The organism is Streptomyces sp. NPDC048734 (assembly GCF_043198675.1).
Taxonomy (GTDB): domain Bacteria; phylum Actinomycetota; class Actinomycetes; order Streptomycetales; family Streptomycetaceae; genus Streptomyces.
Map to the genome: position 1 here is coordinate 356,085 of NZ_JBICUZ010000005.1, position 23,109 is coordinate 379,193.

The following is a 23,109-nucleotide window of genomic DNA, read 5'->3' on the forward strand; positions in this document are numbered from 1 at the left end:
CGGCCCTCGGTCAGCGTCACGCGTCACCCGGTCCGGGGCCACGGCAGCCACGCGCGCACCTCGAAGCCGCCGTCCTGGCGCGGGCCGTGTTCCAGGCGGCCGCCGGTGAGGGTCGCGCGTTCGGTGAGGCCGATCAGGCCCTGGCCCGAGCCGGGGACGGGCCGGGCGTCACCCTCCGGAGCGGGGTTGCGGACCGTGACCGTGAGGCCTTCTCCGGGGGCACCGGCGACCGTGACCGCGGCCTCCGCGCCCGGCGCGTGCTTGCGGGTGTTGGTGAGGCACTCCTGGGTGATGCGGTAGGCGGTCCGGCCGACGGACGAGGGCACGGCGGCCGGGTCGGTGACCCGCTGGTCGAGGACGACCCTCATGCCCGCCTCGCGGGACTCGGCGACCAGCGCCTCCAGGGCGGCCAGCGTCGGCTGGGGGCGGCCGGCGTCGTCGGGCTCGCCGGCCCGCAGGACGCCGATGATCTCCCGCAGGTCCTGGAGGGCCTCGTGGGCGCTCTCGCGGATGACCCCGGCCGCGCGCACGATCTCCTCGCGCGGCGCGTCCGGCCGGAACTCCAGTGCGCCCGCGTGCACGCTGAGCAGGGTCAGCCGGTGGGCGAGCACGTCGTGCATCTCGCGGGCGATGGCCTCGCGGGCCAGCCGCTGCGCCTGCTCGGCCCGCAGCCGCGCCTCCGTCTCCGCGCGCCGGGCCCGGTCGCGCAGGCTCAGCATGAGCTGCCGCCTGGACCGCACGAGCATGCCCCAGCCGCCGACCGCGAGGACGAGCAGCACCGTCCACACGACGGCAGGACCGTACTCCAGGTCGGGGTCGGGGCGGACCCGCAGCAGCAGCGGGACCACGGCGAGCTGGAGGCCGCCGATCCAGGCGACGTACCGGAAGGGCCGGTGCACGGCGAGGGTGAAGAGGGCGATCGTGCAGGCTCCGGCCGAGGTCGTGGAGAGGAAGCCGAGGGGGATCGTCGCGGCGGCGAGGCCGACGGGCAGGCGGCGACGCAGCCACACCGCGGCGCAGGACAGCGCGCCGAGCCACTGGTCGGCGACGAGGAGGGGACGCGGGAGGTCCTCCTGGTCGGTGAGCGTGTCCGCCACCAGCAGGCCGAGGACGACGGCCAGCACGAAGCAGGTGAAGTCGACGAGCCAGTCGCGCACGGTGCGCCGGGGCCGCCGTCCGGGGCGCGCGAACGGCCCGCCGTCCGGGTCCAGTTCCGCGGCGACGGCGGACGGCAGCAGCCATCGCCGCGTCGGGAAGGCCGCTGCCTCCGTTGTCGGCGCCGGCCGGTCGTCACCCCTCATGGTCGGCAAATCTACGCAGCGCGGAGCCGCGCCGCCCCGTCCCGGCCGGGATCGGCGACCTGCGCCGGACGGACGGCGACCAAAGGAGCGGCGCCGCCGACCGAAGGTGTACTCGGACTCAGCCGGAGGGTGCGTGCGGTGGCCCGCCGAAGGCGGACCCGGTCGCCGACCGCGGATGTACCGCCCCCCGCCGGCGCCCGCCTTCCGGCGCCGGCGTCTCGCCCCGCGGCCGATGTGTGTGGGGGGACCGCGGGGCGAGGGTCTGGGGTATGAGACGACTACTGGAGGCAGCCGGCTTCATCGCCCTGGTGCAGGGCGTCGCCGGCCTGGTGCACGAGTTCACCGACCTGCGCTGGGGACTCGTGCAGCGGCTCGGCGTCCTCGACGGCCACGAGGTCTACGCGAGCGTGGCACTGCTGGTGCTCGCGTTCGCCCTGTTCGCCGCCGCGGAGAGCCGAAAGCCCGGCTGAACGCGGTCCGGGCTCCCGGCCGGTGGCACCGTTCTCCGTGGGCCGGCCCGGTCAGCAGTCGTAGTCGACCAGGTCGAAGCTCGCGTAGTGGTCGGCGGTGTAGTAGTCCTCCTCGTACTGCTGACCGGTCACGATGCGCCGCGCGCCGCGTGTGGAGGAGCCCGGCGTCTTGACCGTGTACTCGTGGTAGTAGCCCGAGGACTTCGAGGGCAGGATGCCTTCCCGGTTCTGGAAGACGGATCCGTCCTGCGAGTACGGGAACGGGCCGCCCTGGTCGATCAGCCGCAGCGTGGTGTACGCCTGCGAGGGCAGGTCGCTGTAGCAGATGCTGCCGACCGCGGTCGCCGCGGCGTTCGCCGGTCCGGCGGAGACGGTTCCGCCGACGAGGAGGGCGGACAGGAGGGCGGCGGTGCCGCCGATGCGAGTGATCCGTGGGGGGAATCTCATGCCTTCATGATGACGCGCGTAGACGATGGCATGTCAATGACAACTTCGAAGATTTTTCCGTCAAGTGCGATGAGTTTTCCGACAGTTAACCTGAGCCGGGCGGACCGGGGCTGCGGCGACGGGCACCACCGGTCGGCGTCCCTCCGCCGCCGGCGGGGCCGAGGTCGACGTCCGCCGGCGGGGCCGAGGTCGACGTCCGTTCGCCGCCAGCGGGGCCGGGCGTCCGGCGCTGGAATGGACCCATGACGACTTCGGGCAAGACACTGAACGGCAAGGTGGCCCTGGTGACCGGCGGCAGCCGCGGCATCGGCGCGGCGACGGCGGTACGGCTGGCGCGCGAGGGCGCGGACGTGGCGCTGACGTACGTGAACGGCAAGGAGGCCGCCGACGACGTCGTACGGGCCGTCGAGGCGCTGGGGCGCCGGGCGGTGGCCCTGCGGGCGGACGCGGCGGACGCCTCGGAGTGCGCGGGCGCGGTCGGGGCGGCGGCCGAGGCGCTGGGCGGGCTCGACGTGCTGGTGAACAACGCGGGGGTCGGGGTGCTCGGTCCGCTGGAGGACCTGTCGCTCGCCGACGTGGACCGGGTGCTCGCGGTGAACGTGCGGGGGGTCTTCCTGACCTCGCAGGCGGCCGCAGGGCGGATGACGGCCGGGGGACGGATCATCACGATCGGGAGCTGCGTGGTCCAGCGGGTGCCGGGGCCCGGGGGAACCCTGTACGCGTTGAGCAAGTCGGCGCTGGTCGGGCTGACCAAGGGGCTCGCCAGGGAGCTGGGGCCGCGGGGGATCACCGCGAACCTCGTCCATCCCGGGCCCATCGACACGGACATGAACCCGGCGGACGGGCCGTACGCGGCGGGCCAGACGGCGATGACGGCGCTGGGGCGGTTCGGGACGGGGGCGGAGGTGGCGTCGACGGTGGCCCACCTGGCGGGCGCCGCCTATGTGACGGGGGCGGAGTTCGCGGTGGACGGCGGTCACGCGGCGTAAGCCCCCCGGGGGGATGTCCCACGAAGGGAATCCCCCGCCGCCCCTCCCCGGACCGGACCCGGGGCTGCCGCCGCAGACCCCGCATCGGTCCCGGACGGGCCTCGTCCCGCACTCCCTCGGCCTCGTCCCCGCACTCCCTCGGGAGGGGACATCCCCGGACGGCGCGGCGCCCTCCGGCTCAGCCACCCAGCTCCTGGTGCCTGGCCCGGAGGGTCGCCGCGCCGTCCTCCGTGAGGGAGCCGATGAGGCGCAGGCGCGAGATGCCTCCGTCCGGGTAGATGTCCACGCGCGCGTGGGTGCCCACCACCGGCGCGGGGAGCACGAAGCGGTGGTTCGTGTCCGGCTGGAGGCGGGTGCGCGCGAGGACCTCCCGCCAGTCGCCTTCCTCGCCGTTCTCGGCGTTCTCACCGTCCCGCACGGACACCGCCGCCCAGCCGGCACTGTTGCCCTTGAGGTACGCCGTGTCGATCTCCAGTGCCCGGATCTCCGCCCGCGCCGCCAGCCGGTACCGGATCCAGTCGTTGCCCCGGTCCCGGCGCCGCCGCGTCTCCCAGCCGTCGTCCATCTTGCGGGAGCGTCCCGGCCGGATGGTGTTGGCGGCCGGTGAGTAGAAGAGGTCGGAGGCGTCCTCGGCCTGCCCGCCGTTCTCGAGGGCGACGACGTCGAAGGTGCCGAGGACGGCGAGCCACTCGGGGTCCGGGACGACCTCGCCGTACACGCGGAGGCGGGCGATGCCCCCGTCGGGGTGCTGGTTGACCCGCAGGTGCGTGAAGCGCCGTTCGACCGACACGGCGAAGCCGTTCGCCGCGTGGCCGCCGACGGGGGTGCGCGGGACGAGCGTCGTCCAGGCGACGTCGTCCCCGAGGAGTTCGCCGGGCGACGGCGAGCCCGGTACCGAGGCGCCCTCGACCGACACGGCCTGCGGGTAATTGCCGCGGAAGTGGGCCGTGTCGACGACGATCCCGCGGATCACGCCGGGCGCGCCGAGCCGGACCAGCGCCCAGTCGTGGTCGTCGGCCGCCGGCCACGGGTGCTCGGCGCAGCCGCCGCGGCGCCGGCGGGTCTCCCAGCCGTCCATGATCTTGCCCTTGTGCCCGAAGTGCCCGGGGTCGAACTCGGCGGGTCCGGGCAGCAGCAGGTTCTCCCGCTGGGCGAAGAACTCGTCGTTGGCGGCGACGACGGCGGCGCCGAGCCGCCGGTCGGCGAGGTCGGCGTGGTGGGCGAAGGGGAGGTCGGCGGTGCGGTAGTCCGCGTAGGGGTCGCCGCCGCCGTAGGGGTTCGCGTCGCCGGTGAAGCCGGGAATCGCCGTCACGGTGATCAGGGGTTCCTTTCGGGGGTCGGCCGCGTGCGGGCGGGTGCGGGGCACGTCGGTGACCGCGGGTTCGGTGACCGCGGTTTCAGTGACCGCGGGTGAGGAGGCGGCCCTTCGGTTCGGTGAACTCGCCGTCGGCGAAGATGCGTTCGCCGCGCAGCCAGGTGGACCTCACGACGCCGTGCAGGGTCTTGCCGGCGTAGGCGGTGACGGGGTTGCGGTGCTGGAGGGCCGCCGGGTCGACGGTGAACGTCTCGTCGGGCGCGAGGACCGCGAAGTCGGCGTCCCGGCCCGCCTCGACGGCGCCCTTGCGGTCGAGGCCGACGAGTGCCGCCGTGCGCGTCGACATCCAGCGGACCACGTCCTCCAGGCCGTGGCCGCGCCGCCTCGCCTCCGTCCAGACGGCGGCGAGGCTGAGCTGCAGGCCGGAGATGCCGCCCCAGGCGGTGGTGAAGTCGCCGGTCTTGAGGTCGGCGGTGGACGGGGAGTGGTCGGTGACCACGCAGTCGATGGTGCCGTCGGCCAGCGCCTGCCACAGGAGGTCCTGGTTGGCGGCCTCGCGGATGGGCGGGCAGCACTTGAACTCGCTGGCGCCGTCGGGCACTTCCTCGGCGGTGAGGGTGAGGTAGTGCGGGCAGGTCTCGACCGTGACACGCACGCCCTCGGCCTTCGCGGCGGCGATCAGCGGCAGCGCGGCGCCGGAGGACAGGTGCAGGACGTGCACGCGCGCGTGGAGGCGTTTCGCCTGCCCGACGAGGCTCGCGACGGCGGTGTCCTCGGCATCGCGCGGACGGCCGGCGAGGAAGTCGGCGTACCTGGGCCCGCCCTGCCGGGGGGCGGCGTCGAGGTGGTGCGGGTCCTCGGCGTGCACGATCAGCAGGCCGTCGAACCCGGCGATCTCGGCCAGTGAGCGGGCCAGTCCGTCCTGGTCGAGGTGGGGGAACTCGTCCACGCCGGACGGCGAGAGGAAGGCCTTGAAGCCGAAGACCCCGGCGTCGTGCAGCGGGCGCAGGTCCTCGACGTTGCCGGGCAGGGCGCCGCCCCAGAAGCCGACGTCGACGTGCGCCTTGTCGGCGGCCACCTGCCGCTTGGTGCGCAGGTGTTCGACCGTCGTGGTCGGCGGGAGGGAGTTGAGGGGCATGTCGACGAGGGTGGTGATGCCGCCGGCCGCCGCCGCGCGCGTGGCGGTCCAGAAGCCCTCCCATTCGGTGCGGCCCGGGTCGTTGACGTGGACGTGCGTGTCGACGAGGCCGGGCAGCAGGACGTCGTCGCCGAGGTCCTCCAGGCGGGCGCCGGGCGGTGTGGCGGCGTCGTACGGGAGTACGGCCGTGATCGTGCCGGCGGACACCGCGACCGAGGCGGCGCGGGTCCCTTCCGCGGTGACGACACGCGTCGAGCGCAGTACCAGTTCGGCGTCGGACACGCGGACCCCTCTCTGCCGCCGTTCACTTCCGGGAAACGGAAGGAGGCCGGGGACGCGCTCAGGGGCGCACTCCCGCGCAACCTCCCCGTAACAAAATTCAACGTTCTGTTGAAGGAGTCTTCACTCCCGGCCGTCGCGCCGTCAAGAGCCCGCTCCCCCCTCGCGCGTTCACCGCCACCACTCTGGACTTTTCCGCATGACGAAATCAAGATTCCGACGAACAGAGCACCGTCCCGCACCAGCGAGGAGCCGACCGACCGCCGGGTAGGCTTCAGCCCTTCCCGCCAGTTTCGAAAGGAACGCGCCGTGCCGACGTCCAGCGCCACCGGCTCCGCCAAGTCCAGCAGCGGCGGGGTCCAGTCCCTCGAGCGCGCCTTCGACCTGCTGGAGCGGATGGCGGACGCGGGCGGGGAGGTCGGTCTCAGCGAGCTGTCCGCGAGCAGCGGGCTCCCGCTGCCGACGATCCACCGGCTGATGCGCACCCTGGTCGCCTGCGGGTACGTCCGCCAGCAGCCGAACCGCCGCTACGCGCTCGGCCCGCGGCTGATCCGTCTCGGCGAGTCCTCCGCCCGGCTGCTCGGCACCTGGGCCCGCCCCCACCTGGCCCGTCTGGTCGAGGAGACCGGCGAGACGGCCAACATGGCACTGCTGGACGGCGACGAGGTCGTGTACGTGGCGCAGGTGCCGTCGAAGCACTCGATGCGGATGTTCACCGAGGTCGGCCGTCGCGTCCTGCCGCACTCCACGGGCGTGGGGAAGGTCCTGCTCGCGGGCTTGCCCGACGCCGAGGTGCGCGCGCTGCTCGCCCGCACCGGCATGCCGGCCGCGACGGACCGGACGATCACCACCCCGGAGGGCTTCCTGACGGCCCTGGAGGAGGTCCGCGCCACCGGTTACGCGGTGGACGACAACGAGCAGGAGATCGGCGTGCGCTGCCTCGCGGTCCCGGTGCCCGGCTCCCCCACCGCGGCGGCCGTCTCGATCTCCGGCCCGGCCGGCCGCGTCACCGAGTCCGCCACCGAAAGGATCGTGCCGGTGCTCCAGCAGGTGGCCCGGGAACTGTCCGAGGCGCTGTCGCACCCGGGCGGCACGACGTTCTGAGGCCTGGCCGCCAGGCCGGTCCGGCCGCCGCACCGGACCGCCCACCGGACCGGGCCGGTCACCGCACCCGGCCGGCCACCCGCCCGACGGCCCCTCACCCGCGCCCCGGCTCCCCGAACAGCTCCACCGCGCTCCGTACGTCCGACAACCCCCGCGCCAGCGCGCTCACCGAGCCGATCGCACCCGCGATCAGCAGCAGGGAGCGGCGCAGCCGGGGTGTCTCCGGGACGCCGTGGGCCGTCATCGCGGCGAGCGCGGCGAGTTCGTCCTCGGCGATGATCCGGTCCGGGAACTCGGCCGGATGCGCGGCGAGTTCGCGGCGCAGCCGGGACACCGCCGTCCGCAGTTCCGCCACCCTCGGATCCCCGTCGCTGCCGGTCACCGGCCGCCGCCCCAAGCTCCGCAACACGACTCCCCCCTGCGCACGTTCTCGCGCGTCCGTACATAGCGTCCTCGTGACGGTGGTCAGACGTGCCGAGGACGCGGGCCAGTAAACGCCACGCGGCGCCCGCCGCGCCACACGGGGGGCCGGAATTCAGCCCGGCGACACCACGCGGCCGGCGCCCCGTCAGGTATGCAGGACCCATGACGCACACGGAAACCCAGGTCGCCGGGCTGCTCCTCGCCGCGGGCGGGGGGCGGCGCCTCGGCGGACGCCCGAAAGCGCTGTTGACTCACCGGGGGCGCCCGCTCGTCGAACACGCGACGGAGGCGCTGCGGGCGGCCGGCTGCACGCGCGTGCACGTGGTGCTGGGGGCCGCCGCCGACACCGTACGGGAGCGGGCACGGCTCGGCGGGTACGTGGTGGTGGTGAATCCGGAGTGGGAACGGGGCATGGGCGGCTCGCTGCGGGCGGGCCTGGACTCGCTGGCCGGGACGGGGGCGCGGGCCGCGCTGGTCTGCCTGGTCGACCAGCCGGGCGTCGGGGAGCGGGCGCTGGCGCGGGTGCTCGCCTCCTACGAGGACGAGACGTCGCTGGCGTCCGCCGCCTACGACGGCAGGCGGGGGCATCCCGTGCTGCTCGGCGCCGCCCACTGGGCCGGTGTCGCGGCGGCCGCGACCGGTGACCGGGGGGCGCGCGACTACCTGACGGCCCACGAGGAGGAGATCCGGCTGGTGGAGTGCGGGGACGTGGCGCGGCCGTACGACATCGACACCGTCGACGATCTGGCCCACCTCGACTGACCCGGGCGAACAGGGCGGCACGCGGAGCGGCACGGAGAGCGGCACGGAGAGCCGCCCTCCTCGCCCCGGAGGGTCTCGACATCAACAAACCATTGAACTTCCACGATGAGGAAACTAGTATCCACCGATCAGTGGCGTTCGGCCGCTCCCCGAGCGCTCCCCGCCGTACCCGGGTCTCCTGGCCCCCGGTGCCAGGCTCGCTGAAGGAAGTGACCGCTCATGTCCGCACCCGTGCCGTCCCCGGCGGCCGTCGTCGACGCCGGACCCCTGCCCCGGCAGGAGGAGGTCCTCACCGACGCGGCCCTGGCCTTCGTGGCCGAACTGCACCGCCGGTTCACGCCGCGCCGTGACGAACTCCTCGCCCGCCGTGCGGAGCGCCGCGCCGAGATCGCCCGCACCTGCACGCTCGACTTCCTCCCGGAGACCGCCGCGATCCGCGCCGACGACTCCTGGACAGTGGCCCCCGCACCCGCCGCGCTGGAGGACCGCCGCGTCGAGATCACCGGCCCCACCGACCGCAGGATGACCGTCAACGCCCTCAACTCGGGCGCGCGGGTCTGGCTCGCGGACTTCGAGGACGCCTCCGCGCCCACCTGGGAGAACGTCGTCGGCGGCCAGCTCAACCTGATCGACGCGTACCGCCGGAACATCGACTTCACCGACCCGGCGTCCGGCAAGTCGTACGCCCTGCGCCCCGACGGGGAGCTGGCGACCGTCGTCATGCGGCCGCGCGGCTGGCACCTCGACGAGCGGCACCTGCGGGTCGACGGCCGGGCGGTCCCCGGCGCCCTCGTCGACTTCGGCCTGTACTTCTTCCACAACGCCCGGCGGCTGCTCGACCTCGGCAGGGGACCGTACTTCTACCTCCCGAAGACCGAGTCGCACCTCGAAGCCCGCCTGTGGAACGACGTGTTCGTGTTCGCGCAGGACCACGTCGGCATCCCTCGGGGCACCGTGCGCGCGACCGTCCTCATCGAGACGATCACCGCCGCGTACGAGATGGAGGAGATCCTCTACGAACTCCGCGACCACGCCTCGGGGTTGAACGCGGGCCGCTGGGACTACCTGTTCTCCATCGTGAAGAACTTCCGGGACGGCGGCGCCAGGTTCGTGCTGCCGGACCGCAACGCCGTCACGATGACCGCCCCGTTCATGCGGGCCTACACCGAACTCCTCGTGCGCACCTGCCACAAGCGCGGCGCCCACGCCATCGGCGGGATGGCGGCCTTCATCCCGTCCCGCCGGGACCCCGAGGTCAACAAGGTCGCCTTCGAGAAGGTCCGGGCCGACAAGGACCGGGAGGCGAACGACGGTTTCGACGGCTCCTGGGTCGCCCACCCCGACCTGGTGCCGATCGCCATGGAGTCCTTCGACCGGGTGCTCGGCGACCGGCCCCACCAGAAGGACCGGCTGCGCGAGGACGTCCGTGTCGAGGCGGCCGACCTGATCGCCGTCGACTCGCTGGAGGCGCGCCCGACGTACACCGGTCTCGTCAACGCCGTGCAGGTCGGCATCCGTTACATCGAGGCGTGGCTGCGCGGGCTGGGCGCGGTCGCCATCTTCAACCTGATGGAGGACGCGGCCACGGCCGAGATCTCCCGCTCGCAGATCTGGCAGTGGATCAACGCGGGCGTCGAGGTCGAGCGCGACGGCACGACGGTGCGGGTGACACCGGAGCTGACCCGCGAGGTCGCCGCCGCCGAACTGGCCTCGATCCGCGCCGACATCGGCGAGGAGGCCTTCGCGGCCGGCCACTGGCGGCAGGCCCACGACCTGCTGCTGACGGTCGCCCTGGACGAGGACTACGCCGACTTCCTCACCCTGCCGGCCTACGAGCAGCTGGAGGGCTGACGCCCCCGACGGCTCATTCCGCCCTGTCCGGCATGTCCGGCCTATCCGAGTGGCCCAGGGACCGTCCCGGGGCCACCCGGTCGCGGACGAGCCGCTTGACCGCGGTGGGCTCCGGGAAACCCTGCTCGCGGCGGTCCCAGACGACCTCGTCGCCGACCCGGACGACGAAGACCCCGCCCGTGCCCGGCCTGAGGGCCAGCTCGGTCAGCTCCGCCTCGAAGGTGGTGAGCAGCTCCTGCGCCAGCCAGGCCGCGCGGGGCAGCCAGCGGCACTGGGTGCAGTACTCGATCTCGATCCGCCGCGGGTCGCTCCCCTCGGGCCGTGTGCCCGCCATCCGTGTGTCCGTCATCCGAGGTGAACCGACCAATCCTGTTCCGCGGCCGGCTTGCCGTGCAGGTCGGGGACCCGCTTGAGCCAGTCCGGCCGTCCTTGCCGTGTCCTCGCCGCCCGCCGGGCCTCCTCGGCGGCGAGTTCGTCCCCGGTGGGGAAGTCCGTGGGCAGCCACGCCGCGGAGGCCCGTGCGCGCGCGTGGAGGTGGTTCACGTACGCCGTCCTGGCCTCGTCGGCGGTCGCGAAGGCCGGCTCGTCCAGGAGCCAGGCGTCCGGGACCTCGGCCACGATCCGCCGCAGCAGTTCCTCGGTCACCTTCGGCGCCAGTTCGGCGTCGGCGGTCCGGACGTCGGGCGCGTAGCGGCCGAGGGCGTGGTGGCGGAAGTCGTACCTCTTCGCCGGGTCGGAGCCGTCCCAGCGGTGGTGGAAGACGAGGGCGGCCCCGTGGTCGATCAGCCACAGGCGCGGCGGCACGGTGCCGAGCGTGGGCCACACCATCAGGTTGGAGCTGTGCACGGTCCGGTCGACGTTGACCGTGAGGGCGTCGAGCCAGACGATCCGGCCGGCCTCCAGGGAGTCCACGGGGAACACCTCGGCGACGTCCGGGGTGAAGTCCCGCGCGCCCGGCAGGTGGTCCATGCCGAGGTTGAGGCCGTGGCTGGCGGCGTGCAGGTCTCGTACCTCCTGGTGGGGCTCGCCGCCCGCGATCGCCGGGTCGAAGTGGACCAGGACCAGTTCCGGGAAACGCAGCCCGAGCGCCCGCGCCAGCTCCCCCACGACCACCTCGGCGACCAGCGCCTTGCGGCCCTGCGCGGAGCCGGTGAACTTCACGACGTAGGTCCCCAGGTCGTCGGCCTCGACGACGCCGGGGACGGAGCCGCCGGAGTGGAGGGGTTCGACGTAGCGGGTCGCGGTGACCTCTCTCAGCATCGTCCGAGGCTCCGCGGCTCTTCGACCGGCATTCTCGTCTTCCTGTCTCGCAGCGGTCCGTCCATGGCGGTGCGGCCCTTGCTTCCCCTCGGGCGTGAGGCGAGCACGATAACCAAGCGTGACACAGACTTCCTCCCGTCGTCCTCCGCCCCCGGCCGGAGGGCGAAGGACATCCGGCGTGCCTGCCGCGCAGGCCGCAGCGGCAGGCCGGGGCCGGCCCCGGCGTCGTCGTCGCCCGGGCCGCCGACGCGCCGCCCCCGCTCGACGCCCTGCGGATCGGCGGTCTGCTCTTCCGGAACGGTCCCGACGACGGTGCCGTCTCCCACACCGGCATCTACCTGGGCGTCGACCAGCACGGCGAGCGCCGCTTCGTCTCCAGCCGCAAGACACCGAACGGGCCGACCATGGCCGGCGTCGGCGGCAGGTCGATCATCGACGGCACGCCGAGCGACCTCCACACGGACAAGCTGCGGGTGATCCGACGCCTCTGATCCCCGCGCCGCCTCGGCGTCGCGCACCGGCGGCACCCGCGAAGGGACGTCACGCCTCCGTCGCGAACTCCACGAACCGCACCCACCCCCCACGGCCGACGGCGAAATGCGGGCGCGTGACGTCCTTGGAGTCCCCTACGCACACGGCCACGCCACGTCGGGCATCCGCCGCCCCAACTCCACCGACTCCATCGTGTGCCTGGAGAAACTCACCAGGCTCGCGAACTCGGTTCTGCTGTACCCCGCGTGCTCGCGCAGTGCCTGCATGACCGCCCCGAACGTCCGCAGGCTGTCCGAGGGACCGGGTTCCCGGTCCGCCTCGCCGCCCGGCACACCCTCGTCCTCCACCACGCCGCCGTCGGTCATCCGCGGCCACCTCCGGTTCCCTGCGCGCACTGTTCGCCGTCCCACATCCGACGAAACTCAACGTGACGCACGAACCGTCGCACCGTCCACGGAATGCGCCCGTACGCTCACGCAACGTACGGCCTGTGTGCCATGAGTTGCGGACGGCCACGGTCCGCACAGCCTCGCCCACGGAACTCCCCGGAACTCCATGGAGCTTTTCGGCCCCGCAGCCGGTGAAGCACCCAGCCTTCCCGCTGTGGGCCGTGTGGCCGGGGTTGATGGGGCCGAGCGGCCCATGCCTCGGGGGTCACAAGCCCCAGGTCTTCCCGTGCGGGTAAGCCTAGCCTCACCTTTGTCGGCGATCGATTGCCGGGCGGACGTGCCCGGCGCGACGGGGTGGAGACGCACATGAGGCGCACGGACGGAGTGTTCGACGAAGCGGACGGTCCGGGGGTCTCCGTCGTCGACGCCCTGCCGCGCTCCCTGGCGGACCTGGCGCCCGGCGCCCGCGCCTCGGTGACCGGAGTCGTCGCCGACGGTGAGCCCACCGTGGTCCGCCGACTGCACGACCTCGGATTCACCCCGGGCGCGGTGGTGGAGGTGGTGCGCCGGGCGCCGCTGCGCGACCCGGTCCTCTACCGGGTCAAGGACTACGAGGTGTGTCTGCGCCGGGCGCAGGCCGCGTACGTGCACATCGTCGAGGCGCAGCGGTGAGCGCGGACTGCCACGCCCGAGAGGGCGCGGACGTGACCCCGGCCGGGGCGCCGCGGATCGCCCTGGTCGGTGCTCCCAACTCGGGCAAGACCAGTGTCTTCAACGGCCTGACGGGCCTGCGTGCCAAGACCGGCAACTACCCCGGGGTGACGGTGTCCCGGTTCGTCGGGACCTCCCGTACGGGCCCGCACCGGCACGTGATCGAGGATCTGCCGGGCACCTACGGCCTGGAGCCGGTCAGCCCGGACGAGCGGATCACCGTCGATGTGCTGGACGGCCGGCTGGAGGGCGCGGAGCGGCCGGACGCGCTGCTGGTCGTGGCGGACGCCACCACGCTGCGGCGTTCCCTGGGGTTCGTCGCCCAGGTCCTGGCCCGCGGACTGCCGACCTGTGTGGTGGTGACCTTCACCGACGAACTGGCCCGCCGTCAGGGCCGCCTGGACCTCGACGCGTTCGCCCGGGCGCTCGGCGTGCCGGCCCTGCCCGTGATCGGCCACCGCGGTCACGGCATCGCGCGGTTGCGCGAGCTGCTCACCACCTGGCGCGCCTGGCCGGTTCCGGCCGTGGCACCGCCCGTGGACCCGGCGGAGCGGGACGCCTGGACGGAATCGGTCCTGGCCCATGCCGGCTACCGGCCCCCCGAGCGTCACCGGATCACCCAGCGCGTCGACGCAGTGCTGTTGCATCCGGTCTGGGGCACGGCGGTGTTCTTCGCGGTGATGGCACTGTTCTTCCAGACCGTCTTCACCCTGGCCGCCTCGCTGCAGGACCGGGTGGCGGCCCTGTTCGCGTGGCTGTCGGCCCAGGTGGACGACCATGTCGGCAATCCGTGGCTGTCCGGACTCCTGGGGGACGCCCTGATCGGCGGGGTCGGTGGCGTGCTGGTGTTCGTCCCGCAGATCGTGCTGCTGTTCCTGCTCCTGGCCCTGCTGGAGGGAGTGGGGTACATGGCGCGGGCGGCGTTCCTGATGGACCGGGTGATGGCCCGCTTCGGCCTGGAGGGCCGGGCCTTCGTGGCGCTGCTGTCCTCGTTCGCCTGCGCGATCCCCGGCATCATGGCCACGCGCACCCTGCCCTCGGCCAAGGACCGCCTGGCCACCATGATGGCCGCGCCCCTGATGACCTGCTCGGCGCGGCTTCCGGTCTACGTGCTGCTCATCGGCCTGCTGGTGGACCCGTCCGCGAAGGCCGGACCGTTCGGCGCGCAGGGCCTGGTCATGTTCGGTCTGTACCTGCTCGGCGCCGTGTCGGCGGTGCTGGCCGCCTGGGCGTTCAAGAAGCTCGGAGACCGTCACGGCCGACCGGTGCCGTTCTTCATGGAGCTGCCGCCCTACCGGTTGCCCGCCCCGCGTGCGGTGCTGGTGGCGATGTGGTCCTCCGCACGTGCCTTCCTGCGCAAGTGCTCGACCGTCATCGTCGCCACCAGCATCGTCCTGTGGCTGCTGCTGAACCTGCCGCTGCACACGGCCGCGCAGATGCAGGCGGCGGGCGTGGACACCACCAGCCCCACGGCCGTCTCCGCCTACACCGTCGACCACAGCTACGCCGCCGGCCTGGGCCGGGCGGTGGCCCCCGTCTTCGACCCGCTGGGCTTCGACTGGCGCATCAACGTCGGCGTCCTGTCCGCCCAGGCAGCCCGCGAGACCTTCGTCGCCACCCTCGGCCAGGTCGCCGCCGCCGAGGACCCCGAACAGCCGGCACAGGCCCTACGGGCCATGACCTACTCCGACGGGCCCCGCGCCGGACAACCGGTGTTCACCGCGCCCACCATCGCCGCGCTGCTGGTCTACTTCGTCTACGCGCTGCAGTGCATGGCCACCGTGGCGGTTCTGCGCCGGGAGACCGGCACCTGGAGATGGCCGGCCACCGCCTTCGCGTATCTGACCGCGCTGGCCTGGCTGATGGCCTACCTGGCGCGGACGGTCACCGTCCTGCTGGGCGGGTGACCCGAACCGTGATCCCCCTGCACCCGCAACGAGTGCCCGGCCGGTCCGACCGGCTGCGCTGGATCATCCCCGCCGGAATCCTCACCGGCACCGGCCCGCTCGCCGAGGTACCCGAACCGCTGGCCGCGCTGATGGCGGACGGCACCCTCGCGGAGATCGCCCTGGAGGGCGAGGCCGTCGTCACCCGCCTCGGTGCGGGCCGCACCTGGTCCCGGGAGGGCGCCAGGGTCCGCAGCGTGCTGCACACCGCTCTCGGCGACCCCTCCGGATGGGTCCCGGCCCGCGGCAGCACCCCCTGCGACGACGACGCGCTGCTGTACGGCGTGGTACGCGAGGTGCTCGCCGGGGAGGTGGGTGACTTCGTCCGGTCCCACGGCGGCAGCATCGGCCTTGTCGGCGTACGCGACGGCATCGTCACCGTCCGCCTCGGAGGCGCCTGCCACGGCTGCCCCGCCTCGTGGTTCACGCTGCACCAGCGCCTGGAGCGTCAACTGCGGCGGCGCCATCCCGGTCTGCGCGAGGTCCGCAACGCCGCCTTTCCGACAAGTCTGTTCGGCCGACCGCACGACTCCCCCGAGACGCCCTCCTGACCACCCCGGCCCCACCGCACGCCTGCGTGAACCGGCCGGCGGGCTGACGGTGAGCAACGATCCGGCCGCCTCCCCGACCGCGTTCCCCTTCAGGGTCGCCGACCTGCCCGGCACCCCGGCCGACCCCGAAGTCGGCGACGCCAGCGCCCGCGTCCGCGACCTCGGCTGTCCACGTACGCCCTACCGCACCCCTCGTGGCGCCATCGGCTACCGCTGCCCGGCGGAGCCTCGTGCGGCGTACGTCCGCAAGAGCGGGGACGCCGGGCGGACCGAGGGGCGGCGGTGTCCGTGCAACGGGCTGCCGGCCGCCGTCGGGTTCGGACGGCGCCGCCCGCGGGGCGTGGTCGAGCCGCCCGTCGTCACCATCGGCCAGGATCCGGACTTCCTGCGGCACATCGCCCCGGACGGCAGGCCGTACAGGGCCGAGACGGTGGTGCGGTGGCTCTCCTCGGGACCGACCGAGGCCGCCGGCTCCCGCGCGTGAGCCACCCGGCCGGGGGCGACGCGGCCTGCTCCTCTCCCGTCCCTCGTCCCCCGTCCCCCGTCCCCCGTCTCCCGTCTCCCGTCTCCCGGGGACCGTCGCCGCCGGGTGCGGCACACCCGGGCGGGGTGGCCGGGCGGGGTGGGCGGGCAGGGCGGCCCGGCGGCGGATCGTGGCGGACGCAGCCGTCGGGCACATCCGCGTCGGTGAGCCCGGCCACCGTGGGCCGGATCGTCACCGCCCCGGGGGTGCGGCGGCCGGTCAGCGCACGCGGAAGACGCCGTGTGCGCCGCGTTCCGCGTCGGTCATGACGTGCGTGACGAAGGGGTAGTCGCCCGCTTCGGGGAAGGACAGCTCGACGAATCCGCCCGACGCGGGAGCGAGATCGAGGACCTGTGCCCCACCGCGCTCGGAGTCTCCCGGTCCCAGATCGTAGGCGCCCTCGCGGAAGACGGTGTCGAACTGACCGCCCACGACGTGGAAGGCGCTGGACACGTTCGGTCCCGCCGCCAGGACCCAGATCCGCACGCGTTCACCGGTCCTCGCCGTCAGCGGGTCGTGGTCGTACTGGTTGGCGTACCCGTTGAAGGCGACCATGTCGGGCTCCTTGGCGTTCACCTTGTCCGCGTCGGCCGTCCCGTTCTGCTCGCCCAGGTAGAACTCGGACTGGACCAGCACGTACTCGCGGTCCGCCTCCGGCAGGCCGGGCGGGTCGATGATCACCGTGCCGAACATGCCGTTGGCGATGTGCAGGGACATCGGCATGGTCGAGCAGTGGTACATCCACACCCCGCTGCGGGTGGCCTTGAACCGGTACGTCAGCGACCGGCCGGGCTGGATGGTGCGCATCGGCCGGTCCGGCGCCAGCGCTCCGGCGTGGAAGTCGACCGAGTGACCGATCGTCCCGTCGTTGACGAGGGTGATCTCGAAGGTGTCACCGACGCGGCCGCGCAGTACGGGGCCGGGCGCCGTCCCGTCGAAGGTCCACAGCGTCTGCCGCACGCCGGGCGCGACCTCGGTCTCCGCCTCCTCGACGGTGAAGGTCCGCCGGTGCAGCCGGGGGCCGGATCCGTCTGCCGCGGGCGGCAGTTCGGCGTCGCGGGCGGCGAAGCCCTCGGCGGGCCCGGCCATCGGGTCGAACGCTTCCGCGGCGGACTCGCCCGTCCCCTCGGACGCTCCCCCGCCGTGGTCGTGCGTGGTGCCGCCGCCTTCCCCGGAGCCGGTGCCGCCGCCTCCGTCGCTGCCGCCGGCCTCGTCGGACGCCCGGGCGCCCGTGACCCGTACCGCGAGGACCATGCCCGTCTGGCGGTGCCCGACCACCGAGCACCAGCCCGAGAGGTCCCGGCCGACGACTCCCGCGTCCAGGGTGTCCCGTTCCCCGGGGCTGAGTCGGTCGGTGCGGGCCCCGGTCTCCAGCACCAGGTCGTGCGTGTCGGTGCCGGTGTTGTGCAGCCGGACCACCAGGCGGTTCCCCGCGGGCACGTCGACGGCGGAAGGGGAGAACCGCATGCCGCGGATCGTCACGTCGGCGGTGGTGGTGCGGCCGGTCGGCCGCACCTCGCCGACGCCGTCCGCGGTCGTGGCGGCGGACCGGCCCGCGGCGGGCAGCGAACGCACGTCCACCGCCCCGCCCGCCGCGACGGCCAGCACCACGACCGCGAGCCCGAGGGCCGCGCCGCCGAGCACACGGTGCGGCGCCGCCGACACCTCGGCGGACGCCGGGGCCGGGGCGGACGCCGGGGCCGGGGCCGGGGCGGACGCCGGGGCCGTGTCCCCGCGTGCCGCCCTGCGGCGGTTCCGCACGCCGCGGACGACCGTGAGCACGAGCAGGACGAGGAAGTACAGCAGCATCCCCAGCAGCAGCGACGAGCACGCCACCCGGACCGTGGACGGCACCGGGAGCACGCAGAGCAGCAGTGCGGCGTTGGTGACGGCCAGCCGGGCGGGCCAGGCCCGTTCGAGTCCCGCGGTGGCGGCGCGTACGGCCGCGGGGCCGCCGCCCAGGACCACAGGCACGAGGAAGCTGAGCGCCCCGAGCAGCACCTGGGCGATCCAGCCGGCGGCGAGCGGCGCGGTCAGCAGGGACACGCGCTCCGCCACCGTCGTCCAGGACGTCGTGGACACGAGGATGCCGGCCAGGGCCGTCAGCGATCCGGCGAGCCACAGGCAGCCCGCGGCCACCGCCCATGCGGCGAAGGAGCGCGGCGTCTTCGCGCGGGCCTCGCGCAGCCAGGGCCTGCCCGCGACCACGAGCCCGGCGGCGTAGCCGGCCACGCCGGGGGCGGCCAGGGGCGGAGGGGCGAGCAGTGCGGCGGCGACGGCCGCGGCGAGTCCGGCGAGCAGGACGGGGAGGGCGGTGCGCCCCGCGCGTTCCGCGCCGTCCGCCACCCGGGTGCGCAGCATCGTCGGCCACAGGGTGACGAGCGTTCCGGCGACGGTGAGGCCGACCCAGCCGAGCAGGTTGATCATCTCGTGCGCGATCAGCAGCCGGTCGGAGAGATCACCGGCGAGATCGCCGCGGGCCATGACGACACCGAGCGCGGCACCCGTCGGCAGCAGGGCGGAAGCGGCGATGTAGTAGCGCACGGTCATGGAGAACCTGCCGGGCAGGGCCCTGCGCAGGAGCCGGACCAGCCACACGGCGTGGGCGACGACCGCGGCCGCGACGAGGCCCGCGCCGACGAGGACGACGTGCCACCGCCCGACGAGCATACCGACCGTCACGGTGACGGCTCCGGCGTTCAGGCAGAGCAGCCGCAGCGCCGCGGGGGCGCTCCGGTTCGCCTCGGGCAGCCGGAGCACGGACGCGGCGAAGTGCCCCGACCAGATGACGACCGCGTTGGTGACCGCCCCGAGCAGCAGCACGTGGACGAGCAGCCAGGAGGAGTGCGGCAGGAAGTGATGGGCGGACGCGGCCGCGGCGAACAGAGCGAGCCAGGCGAACACGATCGTGTTCACGCCGAGGTGCCAGAGGGCGCGCGGTGATCGTCCCGGCGGCCGCGGGGCGGGTCCGCTCGCCGTAGGGGGAGACAGGTGCGTGGTCACCGGGGGTTCCTCGGGTCGGCGGAGGCGGAGGCGGTGGCCGCGCCGGTGTCGGCGGGCCTGGGCGTGATGGTGGCCGCACCGGGATCGGCACCCCTCGGCGGGGCAACCACCGCGCCGGGATCGGCGCCCCTGGGCGGGACGCTGGCCGGACCGGGATCGGCGGACCTGGGCCGGACGGCCACCACGCCGGGATCCGCGCTCCTGCGCGAGCCGGTGGTCCGTGCCGCTGCGGACGCGCGCCGGGTGGCGGTCACCGACGTGGTCGCCGCCGTCAGGACGAACAGCAGGACGGCGGCGATGTTGAGCGCCCCGCCGACCTGCCACGCCTCTCTGACCTCGCGGAGATCACCGATCACCACGCGCAGGGCGAGGGAGAGGTGCAGCAGCCAGGCCGCCACCGCGAGCGCCGGGTGGTACGGCAGGGGGCGGCGCAGCACGGCCGGCAGGATCACCGGGGCGTGCGCCATGATCATCGACATGACGAAGCCCAGGAAGACGGCGTGCACCAGCGCGTCGTAGCGGGTGCCGTCGGTGACCGGTCCGGCCAGCAGCCACAGGGTGCCGGCCAGGCCCAGCCACGTGTACCCGGCGAGCAGGCACGCCGCGGTGAAGCGGGGCAGACCGGTGGAGCGCAGCAGACGACGGGCGACGTCGTGCACGACGAGCCAGGAGACCAGCGCGAGCAGGCCGGCACCGAGGAGCAGGCTGCCCGTCGCGGGCCACATGAGGGTGGTGACGACGCCGGTGACGACGGCAGCGACACAGCCCAGGAAGGTCTGCTCCGCCGACGGCGTCAGGGCTCCCACCCGCGCCAGTTCCAGCCGTTCACCCGCGATGGTCAGGACGAGGAACGCGACCAGCCAGGGCAGCATCCGCGGAACGTCGAGGCCGCCCAGCCACAGCAGTGCCGCGCCGAGCGCCGACACGGCGCCCGCGGCCTGCGCGAGCAGGGAGGCACTCGGCTGCCGGCGCCAGAAGCGGATGTACAGGACGATCAGGGCGGCGGAACCGGCGACGAGCAGCAGCCGCGGGACGACCAGGTCGACCGGGGTGAGCAGGAACAGGCCCCCGGCGCCGAGGCCGGCGGGGGCGAGGTACGGCCAGCGGCCGCCCAGGGCGACCGCGCGTTCCAGCGCCACCAGCGTGCCGGCGAAGCCGAGCACCAGCAGCACGCCGTGGACCTTCGGCAGCCGGTCGCCGGTCACCGGGGCGGGCAGTCCGAGCAGGACGAGGGCGGCGTCGAGGCCGGCGAGCAGACAGAGACCGGCGGCCAGCAGCAGGGGCGCCCGGCGGGCGCCCGCGCGCCGGGCGGCGGAGGTCGGGACTGCAGGGCTCGGAGCGGCAGGGGTCGGGGCGGCAGGGGTCGGGGCGCCGGAGGTCACCGGTTCTCCTCGGGGGTGGTGGGCCGGTGGGGGTGCTGCGCGGCGTCCGGGTCCCCCGGGGCGGTGCCCGTGTCCAAGTGGAGACGGCAGGCGTCGGGTTCGGCGAACGGAAGCAGTTCGACGTCCTGGGGCGTCCCGCTCAGGGCGTCGAGGCCGGCCCGGGCCAGCCCTTCGTGAACGCCGCAGATGACGCCGGGGTGTTGGCGGGCCGCCTCGACGAAGGGGCAGCGGCGCAGCCGGACCCGGCGCGCCCGGGCGTCCGCCTCCGGTGCGAAACCGATCTCCGCGAGAAGGTGCAGCAGCCGTGTCCGCGCTTCTTCGGGATCCGCCGTCGGCTCCTGCCCGGCGGTCAGGACGCGTCCCCACTCCTCGCCCGCGGCGAGGGCGTCCGCCCGCGGATCGGCGCTGGAGCGGGCGATCTGGGCGGCGAGTACGGCGGCGAGCCCGGCGTACTCCCGTGCGGGGGACCCCTGCGGCGGACGTGCCCGGTAGCGCCAGGCGGGACGGCCGCGCCCCGAGGGTGCGGACCGTTCGCGTACGGCGAGACCGTCGTCCACCAGGGCGTCCAGGTGCTCGCGGACGGTGTTGGCGTGCAGCGCGCACACCTGCGCGAGCGCCGTCACGGTCACGGGGGCGGCCTGGCCGCGCAGGTGCTGAAGGACTCCGCGGCGCTGCCGGGAGAGTGGCAGACGGTTCGATCCGCTGCCGGGGAGCGGGCCGTTATTTTCCACGGACATGTCCGTACTATATCGACTGCCGGAACGCCGAGCCCTCACGAGTGCCTCACGGGCACCTCACGAGTGCCTCACGTGCACCCCGTCCATCACATCGGCCCAGCACGCGGTGGCCGCCGAAGCCGTCAGCCGTCAGCCGTCAGGCGTCAGGCGTCAGGCGTCAGGCGTCAGGCGTCAGGCGTCAGGCGTCAGGGCATCGAAACCGTCGAGGCGTCGAAACCGTCGCGGCGCACCCCGCGCGGCACATCGGCCGGCGCGCGGTTCAGATCATGCGCGGGCCAGCGGGTTGGGCAACGGCAGGTAGCGGGCGTCGGCGCCGTCCGCGTCCGTCCAGCGCAGCAGCAGGTTGGTCTTGCCGGGCAGGGTGGGCGCCGCGAGGAGGGCGCGTACCTCGGGGAGGTCGTGGCGGGCCAGCTCGCGGCGGGCGGCGGGCCAGGGGTCGAAGCCGGGGTGGTGTTCGGCCAGGGCGGCGGCGACCTCGGTGAGGTGGTTGACGACCAGGCAGTACACGAGCCGCTCCCAGCCGGCGGCCCGCTCGACGTCGGGCAGCAGCTTGACGCCCTCGGCGTCCCGGAACAGGGCCTGTACCGGCAGTCCGGTGGCGTCGACGGCGACGAGGGTGTTCTGGAGGTGGGCCTCCAGGACGACGCCGTGGTCGGCGAAGGCGGCGAGCGCCGGGGGGACGACCGCGCGCAGGTACGCCTCCCACCAGAGCGCCGGGTCGGCCGTGGCGGCGAGCGGGCTGCCCTCGAAGCCCTCCACGAGACCGGCGGCGAGGAGCGGGGTCGCGCCGGGCGTCACGTGCGCGTGCAGCCCGTCGCGGACCAGCACGGCGAGTTCCTCGAAGGCGAAGCCGGCGGTGCGGTACCCACGGTCGCTGAGCCAGGCCGCGGGGCCGCGGGCCGCCTCGAAGGCCTTGCCGACGGCCGCGTCGGTCCGGCGCAGCCCCAGCAGGTCGTGCCGCCAGAGCCGGCGGACGTCGTTGGTGATGCGCACGTCGAGGCTGACCTTCAGGAACAGGTCCCGCCCGGGTGCGTACAGGGTGCGCACGGCGGCGGTGGGCCACACGTCGAAGGCGGTGGTGCCGAGCCGGATCAGACGGCCGTCGGCGAAGGCGGGGGCCAACGCGGTACGGGCGAGGTCCAGCTGCCAGGGGTGGGCGGGCAGCAGCCGGTAGCCGGGCGGGGCCTCGCCGAGGGCGTCCAGCGCGGTGGTGTCGCCCTCCTCCACCACCGTGTCCTCGCGCAGCGCCAGCAGCACCAGCGGGAAGCGGGCGTACGCCTCGGGCGCGTACGGCAGCCAGCTCTCGGGTGGGCCGCCGCCGCGCGTCTTGGGGGCGGGGTGGTGCGGATGGCCGGTGAGGAGGGACTGCTCGGAGCGCAGGTAGGGGTCCTCGGGCGGGGTGGCACGCGCGCGTGCGGCGAGGAGCGCGGCGACGGCGTCCCTGCTGTCCAGCATCTCGGCGGGCAGCCCGGGGTTGGCCAGGCCGGTGCGGTGGCGCAGTTCCGTGCCGGCCAGGTCGACCAGGCCGCGGTGGTCGAGCCGGTGCCAGGCGCCGTCCGCGCGCACCTCGGGTTCGACGGGCCGCCGGGTGCCGCGCACCCGCAGCAGGCGGCCGGAGGGCAGCCGGTACACCTGCCGTACGCCGTCCCCGGACCGCGGTTCGGCCACCTCCCGCAGCAGACAGTTCAGCAGCGGCGCGGCCGCGAGGGCGTCGGCCCGGACGGCGAAGGCATCCGGGCCGACGGGTTCGGCGCCCCGTCCGGCGGCGTCCACGCCCCGGCCGGCAGCACCGGAGCCGGACGCGGCGGCACCGGTTCCCCGTCCGGTGGCACCGGAGTCCGGTCCGGCAGCACCGACACCCCGTCCGGTGCCGTCGACACCCGGTCCCGCGACACCGACACCCCGTCCGATGCCGTCGACACCCGGTCCCGCGGCGTCGGCGGCCAAGGCGGGCTCTGCGAGCGCCGCGGGGTCGGCGGGGTCGGCGGGGTCGGCGGGCGGGGGGATGAGGTCCACGCGTTCCACTGGTTCCTTAC

General features: G+C 74.4%; 21 protein-coding genes and 2 pseudogenes. 9 read left to right on the forward strand and 14 right to left on the reverse strand.

The annotated features are described in order from the left end of the window. Positions 1 to 23: 23 nt before the first annotated feature. Positions 24 to 1,301 (reverse strand): histidine kinase, encoded by a 1,278-nt coding sequence (locus tag ACGFQC_RS16495; protein ID WP_363088658.1) that lies wholly within the window; start codon positions 1,299 to 1,301, stop codon positions 24 to 26. 269 nt (positions 1,302 to 1,570) lie between these two features. On the opposite strand from ACGFQC_RS16495, the gene ACGFQC_RS16500 reads away from it, so the two are divergent. After that, on the forward strand, positions 1,571 to 1,771 hold the full coding sequence (locus ACGFQC_RS16500) for a hypothetical protein (RefSeq protein WP_363088657.1): 201 nt from the start codon (positions 1,571 to 1,573) through the stop codon (positions 1,769 to 1,771). A 51-nt stretch (positions 1,772 to 1,822) separates the two neighbouring features. Here ACGFQC_RS16500 and ACGFQC_RS16505 read toward each other — a convergent pair whose 3' ends face one another. Beyond that, the gene (locus ACGFQC_RS16505; RefSeq protein WP_363088656.1) at positions 1,823 to 2,218 is read right to left on the reverse strand and encodes a ribonuclease domain-containing protein; all 396 of its coding nucleotides are present in this window, start codon (positions 2,216 to 2,218) and stop codon (positions 1,823 to 1,825) included. A 242-nt stretch (positions 2,219 to 2,460) separates the two neighbouring features. Between ACGFQC_RS16505 and ACGFQC_RS16510 the strand changes: the two genes are divergently transcribed. After that, complete coding sequence (locus ACGFQC_RS16510; RefSeq protein ID WP_363088655.1) at positions 2,461 to 3,207, forward strand: SDR family oxidoreductase; 747 nt, start codon at positions 2,461 to 2,463, stop codon at positions 3,205 to 3,207. A gap of 178 nt (positions 3,208 to 3,385) precedes the next feature. On the opposite strand, the gene alc is transcribed toward ACGFQC_RS16510, so the two are convergent. Beyond that, positions 3,386 to 4,519 (reverse strand): allantoicase, encoded by a 1,134-nt coding sequence (alc, locus tag ACGFQC_RS16515; RefSeq protein ID WP_363088654.1) that lies wholly within the window; start codon positions 4,517 to 4,519, stop codon positions 3,386 to 3,388. Between the two features lie 85 nt (positions 4,520 to 4,604). Next, entirely contained in the window at positions 4,605 to 5,942 is a 1,338-nt protein-coding gene (allB, locus tag ACGFQC_RS16520) for an allantoinase AllB (protein WP_363088653.1), read from the reverse strand. Positions 5,943 to 6,248: 306 nt separating this feature from the next. Between allB and ACGFQC_RS16525 the strand changes: the two genes are divergently transcribed. Then, complete coding sequence (locus tag ACGFQC_RS16525) at positions 6,249 to 7,043, forward strand: IclR family transcriptional regulator (protein ID WP_363088652.1); 795 nt, start codon at positions 6,249 to 6,251, stop codon at positions 7,041 to 7,043. Between the two features lie 94 nt (positions 7,044 to 7,137). On the opposite strand, the gene ACGFQC_RS16530 is transcribed toward ACGFQC_RS16525, so the two are convergent. Beyond that, positions 7,138 to 7,452 (reverse strand): DUF5955 family protein, encoded by a 315-nt coding sequence (locus tag ACGFQC_RS16530; protein ID WP_363088651.1) that lies wholly within the window; start codon positions 7,450 to 7,452, stop codon positions 7,138 to 7,140. A 176-nt stretch (positions 7,453 to 7,628) separates the two neighbouring features. Between ACGFQC_RS16530 and ACGFQC_RS16535 the strand changes: the two genes are divergently transcribed. Beyond that, on the forward strand, positions 7,629 to 8,228 hold the full coding sequence (locus ACGFQC_RS16535; protein ID WP_363088650.1) for a nucleotidyltransferase family protein: 600 nt from the start codon (positions 7,629 to 7,631) through the stop codon (positions 8,226 to 8,228). A gap of 219 nt (positions 8,229 to 8,447) precedes the next feature. Further along, entirely contained in the window at positions 8,448 to 10,079 is a 1,632-nt protein-coding gene (gene aceB / locus ACGFQC_RS16540; RefSeq protein ID WP_363088649.1) for a malate synthase A, read from the forward strand. 13 nt (positions 10,080 to 10,092) lie between these two features. Here the strand turns inward: aceB and ACGFQC_RS16545 are convergent, their stop codons facing one another. The 5 genes and pseudogenes from ACGFQC_RS16545 to ACGFQC_RS16565 all read right to left on the reverse strand — a co-directional run. Beyond that, entirely contained in the window at positions 10,093 to 10,413 is a 321-nt protein-coding gene (locus ACGFQC_RS16545) for a SelT/SelW/SelH family protein (protein ID WP_363088648.1), read from the reverse strand. 11 nt (positions 10,414 to 10,424) lie between these two features. Continuing rightward, positions 10,425 to 11,339: a HipA family kinase gene (locus ACGFQC_RS16550; protein WP_363088647.1), complete on the reverse strand. Its 915-nt coding sequence runs from the start codon at positions 11,337 to 11,339 to the stop codon at positions 10,425 to 10,427. After that, entirely contained in the window at positions 11,333 to 11,857 is a 525-nt protein-coding gene (locus ACGFQC_RS16555; RefSeq protein WP_363088646.1) for a hypothetical protein, read from the reverse strand. The genes ACGFQC_RS16550 and ACGFQC_RS16555 overlap by 7 nt, the downstream gene beginning before the upstream one ends. Positions 11,858 to 11,879: 22 nt before the next feature. Next, positions 11,880 to 11,978: pseudogene (locus tag ACGFQC_RS16560) on the reverse strand (DUF397 domain-containing protein); the annotation flags it as partial. An 8-nt stretch (positions 11,979 to 11,986) separates the two neighbouring features. Further along, positions 11,987 to 12,196 (reverse strand): annotated as a pseudogene (locus ACGFQC_RS16565) (helix-turn-helix domain-containing protein); the annotation flags it as partial. Between the two features lie 390 nt (positions 12,197 to 12,586). Here ACGFQC_RS16565 and ACGFQC_RS16570 point away from each other — a divergent pair. Genes ACGFQC_RS16570 through ACGFQC_RS16585 form a run of 4 tightly spaced genes read left to right on the forward strand, consistent with a single transcriptional unit; the run spans position 12,587 to position 15,912 of the window. Next, positions 12,587 to 12,892, forward strand: a complete 306-nt coding sequence (locus ACGFQC_RS16570; protein ID WP_363088645.1) for a FeoA family protein — start codon at positions 12,587 to 12,589, stop codon at positions 12,890 to 12,892. Continuing rightward, on the forward strand, positions 12,889 to 14,838 hold the full coding sequence (locus tag ACGFQC_RS16575; protein ID WP_363088644.1) for a ferrous iron transporter B: 1,950 nt from the start codon (positions 12,889 to 12,891) through the stop codon (positions 14,836 to 14,838). Before ACGFQC_RS16570 ends, ACGFQC_RS16575 begins: the two co-directional genes overlap by 4 nt. Beyond that, entirely contained in the window at positions 14,835 to 15,428 is a 594-nt protein-coding gene (locus tag ACGFQC_RS16580; protein WP_363088643.1) for a NifU family protein, read from the forward strand. Before ACGFQC_RS16575 ends, ACGFQC_RS16580 begins: the two co-directional genes overlap by 4 nt. 49 nt (positions 15,429 to 15,477) lie before the next feature. After that, positions 15,478 to 15,912, forward strand: coding sequence for a hypothetical protein (locus tag ACGFQC_RS16585; protein WP_363088642.1), 435 nt, complete (start codon positions 15,478 to 15,480; stop codon positions 15,910 to 15,912). Between the two features lie 258 nt (positions 15,913 to 16,170). Here ACGFQC_RS16585 and ACGFQC_RS16590 read toward each other — a convergent pair whose 3' ends face one another. From ACGFQC_RS16590 to ACGFQC_RS16605, 4 genes are all read right to left on the reverse strand, one after another. After that, the gene (locus tag ACGFQC_RS16590; RefSeq protein WP_363088641.1) at positions 16,171 to 18,867 is read right to left on the reverse strand and encodes a multicopper oxidase domain-containing protein; all 2,697 of its coding nucleotides are present in this window, start codon (positions 18,865 to 18,867) and stop codon (positions 16,171 to 16,173) included. Between the two features lie 83 nt (positions 18,868 to 18,950). Continuing rightward, positions 18,951 to 20,336 (reverse strand): hypothetical protein, encoded by a 1,386-nt coding sequence (locus ACGFQC_RS16595; RefSeq protein ID WP_363088640.1) that lies wholly within the window; start codon positions 20,334 to 20,336, stop codon positions 18,951 to 18,953. Continuing rightward, positions 20,333 to 21,073, reverse strand: a complete 741-nt coding sequence (locus ACGFQC_RS16600; RefSeq protein ID WP_363088639.1) for a helix-turn-helix domain-containing protein — start codon at positions 21,071 to 21,073, stop codon at positions 20,333 to 20,335. Before ACGFQC_RS16600 ends, ACGFQC_RS16595 begins: the two co-directional genes overlap by 4 nt. Before the next feature lie 264 nt (positions 21,074 to 21,337). Beyond that, on the reverse strand, positions 21,338 to 22,846 hold the full coding sequence (locus tag ACGFQC_RS16605; RefSeq protein WP_363088854.1) for an IucA/IucC family protein: 1,509 nt from the start codon (positions 22,844 to 22,846) through the stop codon (positions 21,338 to 21,340). Positions 22,847 to 23,109: the final 263 nt, after the last annotated feature.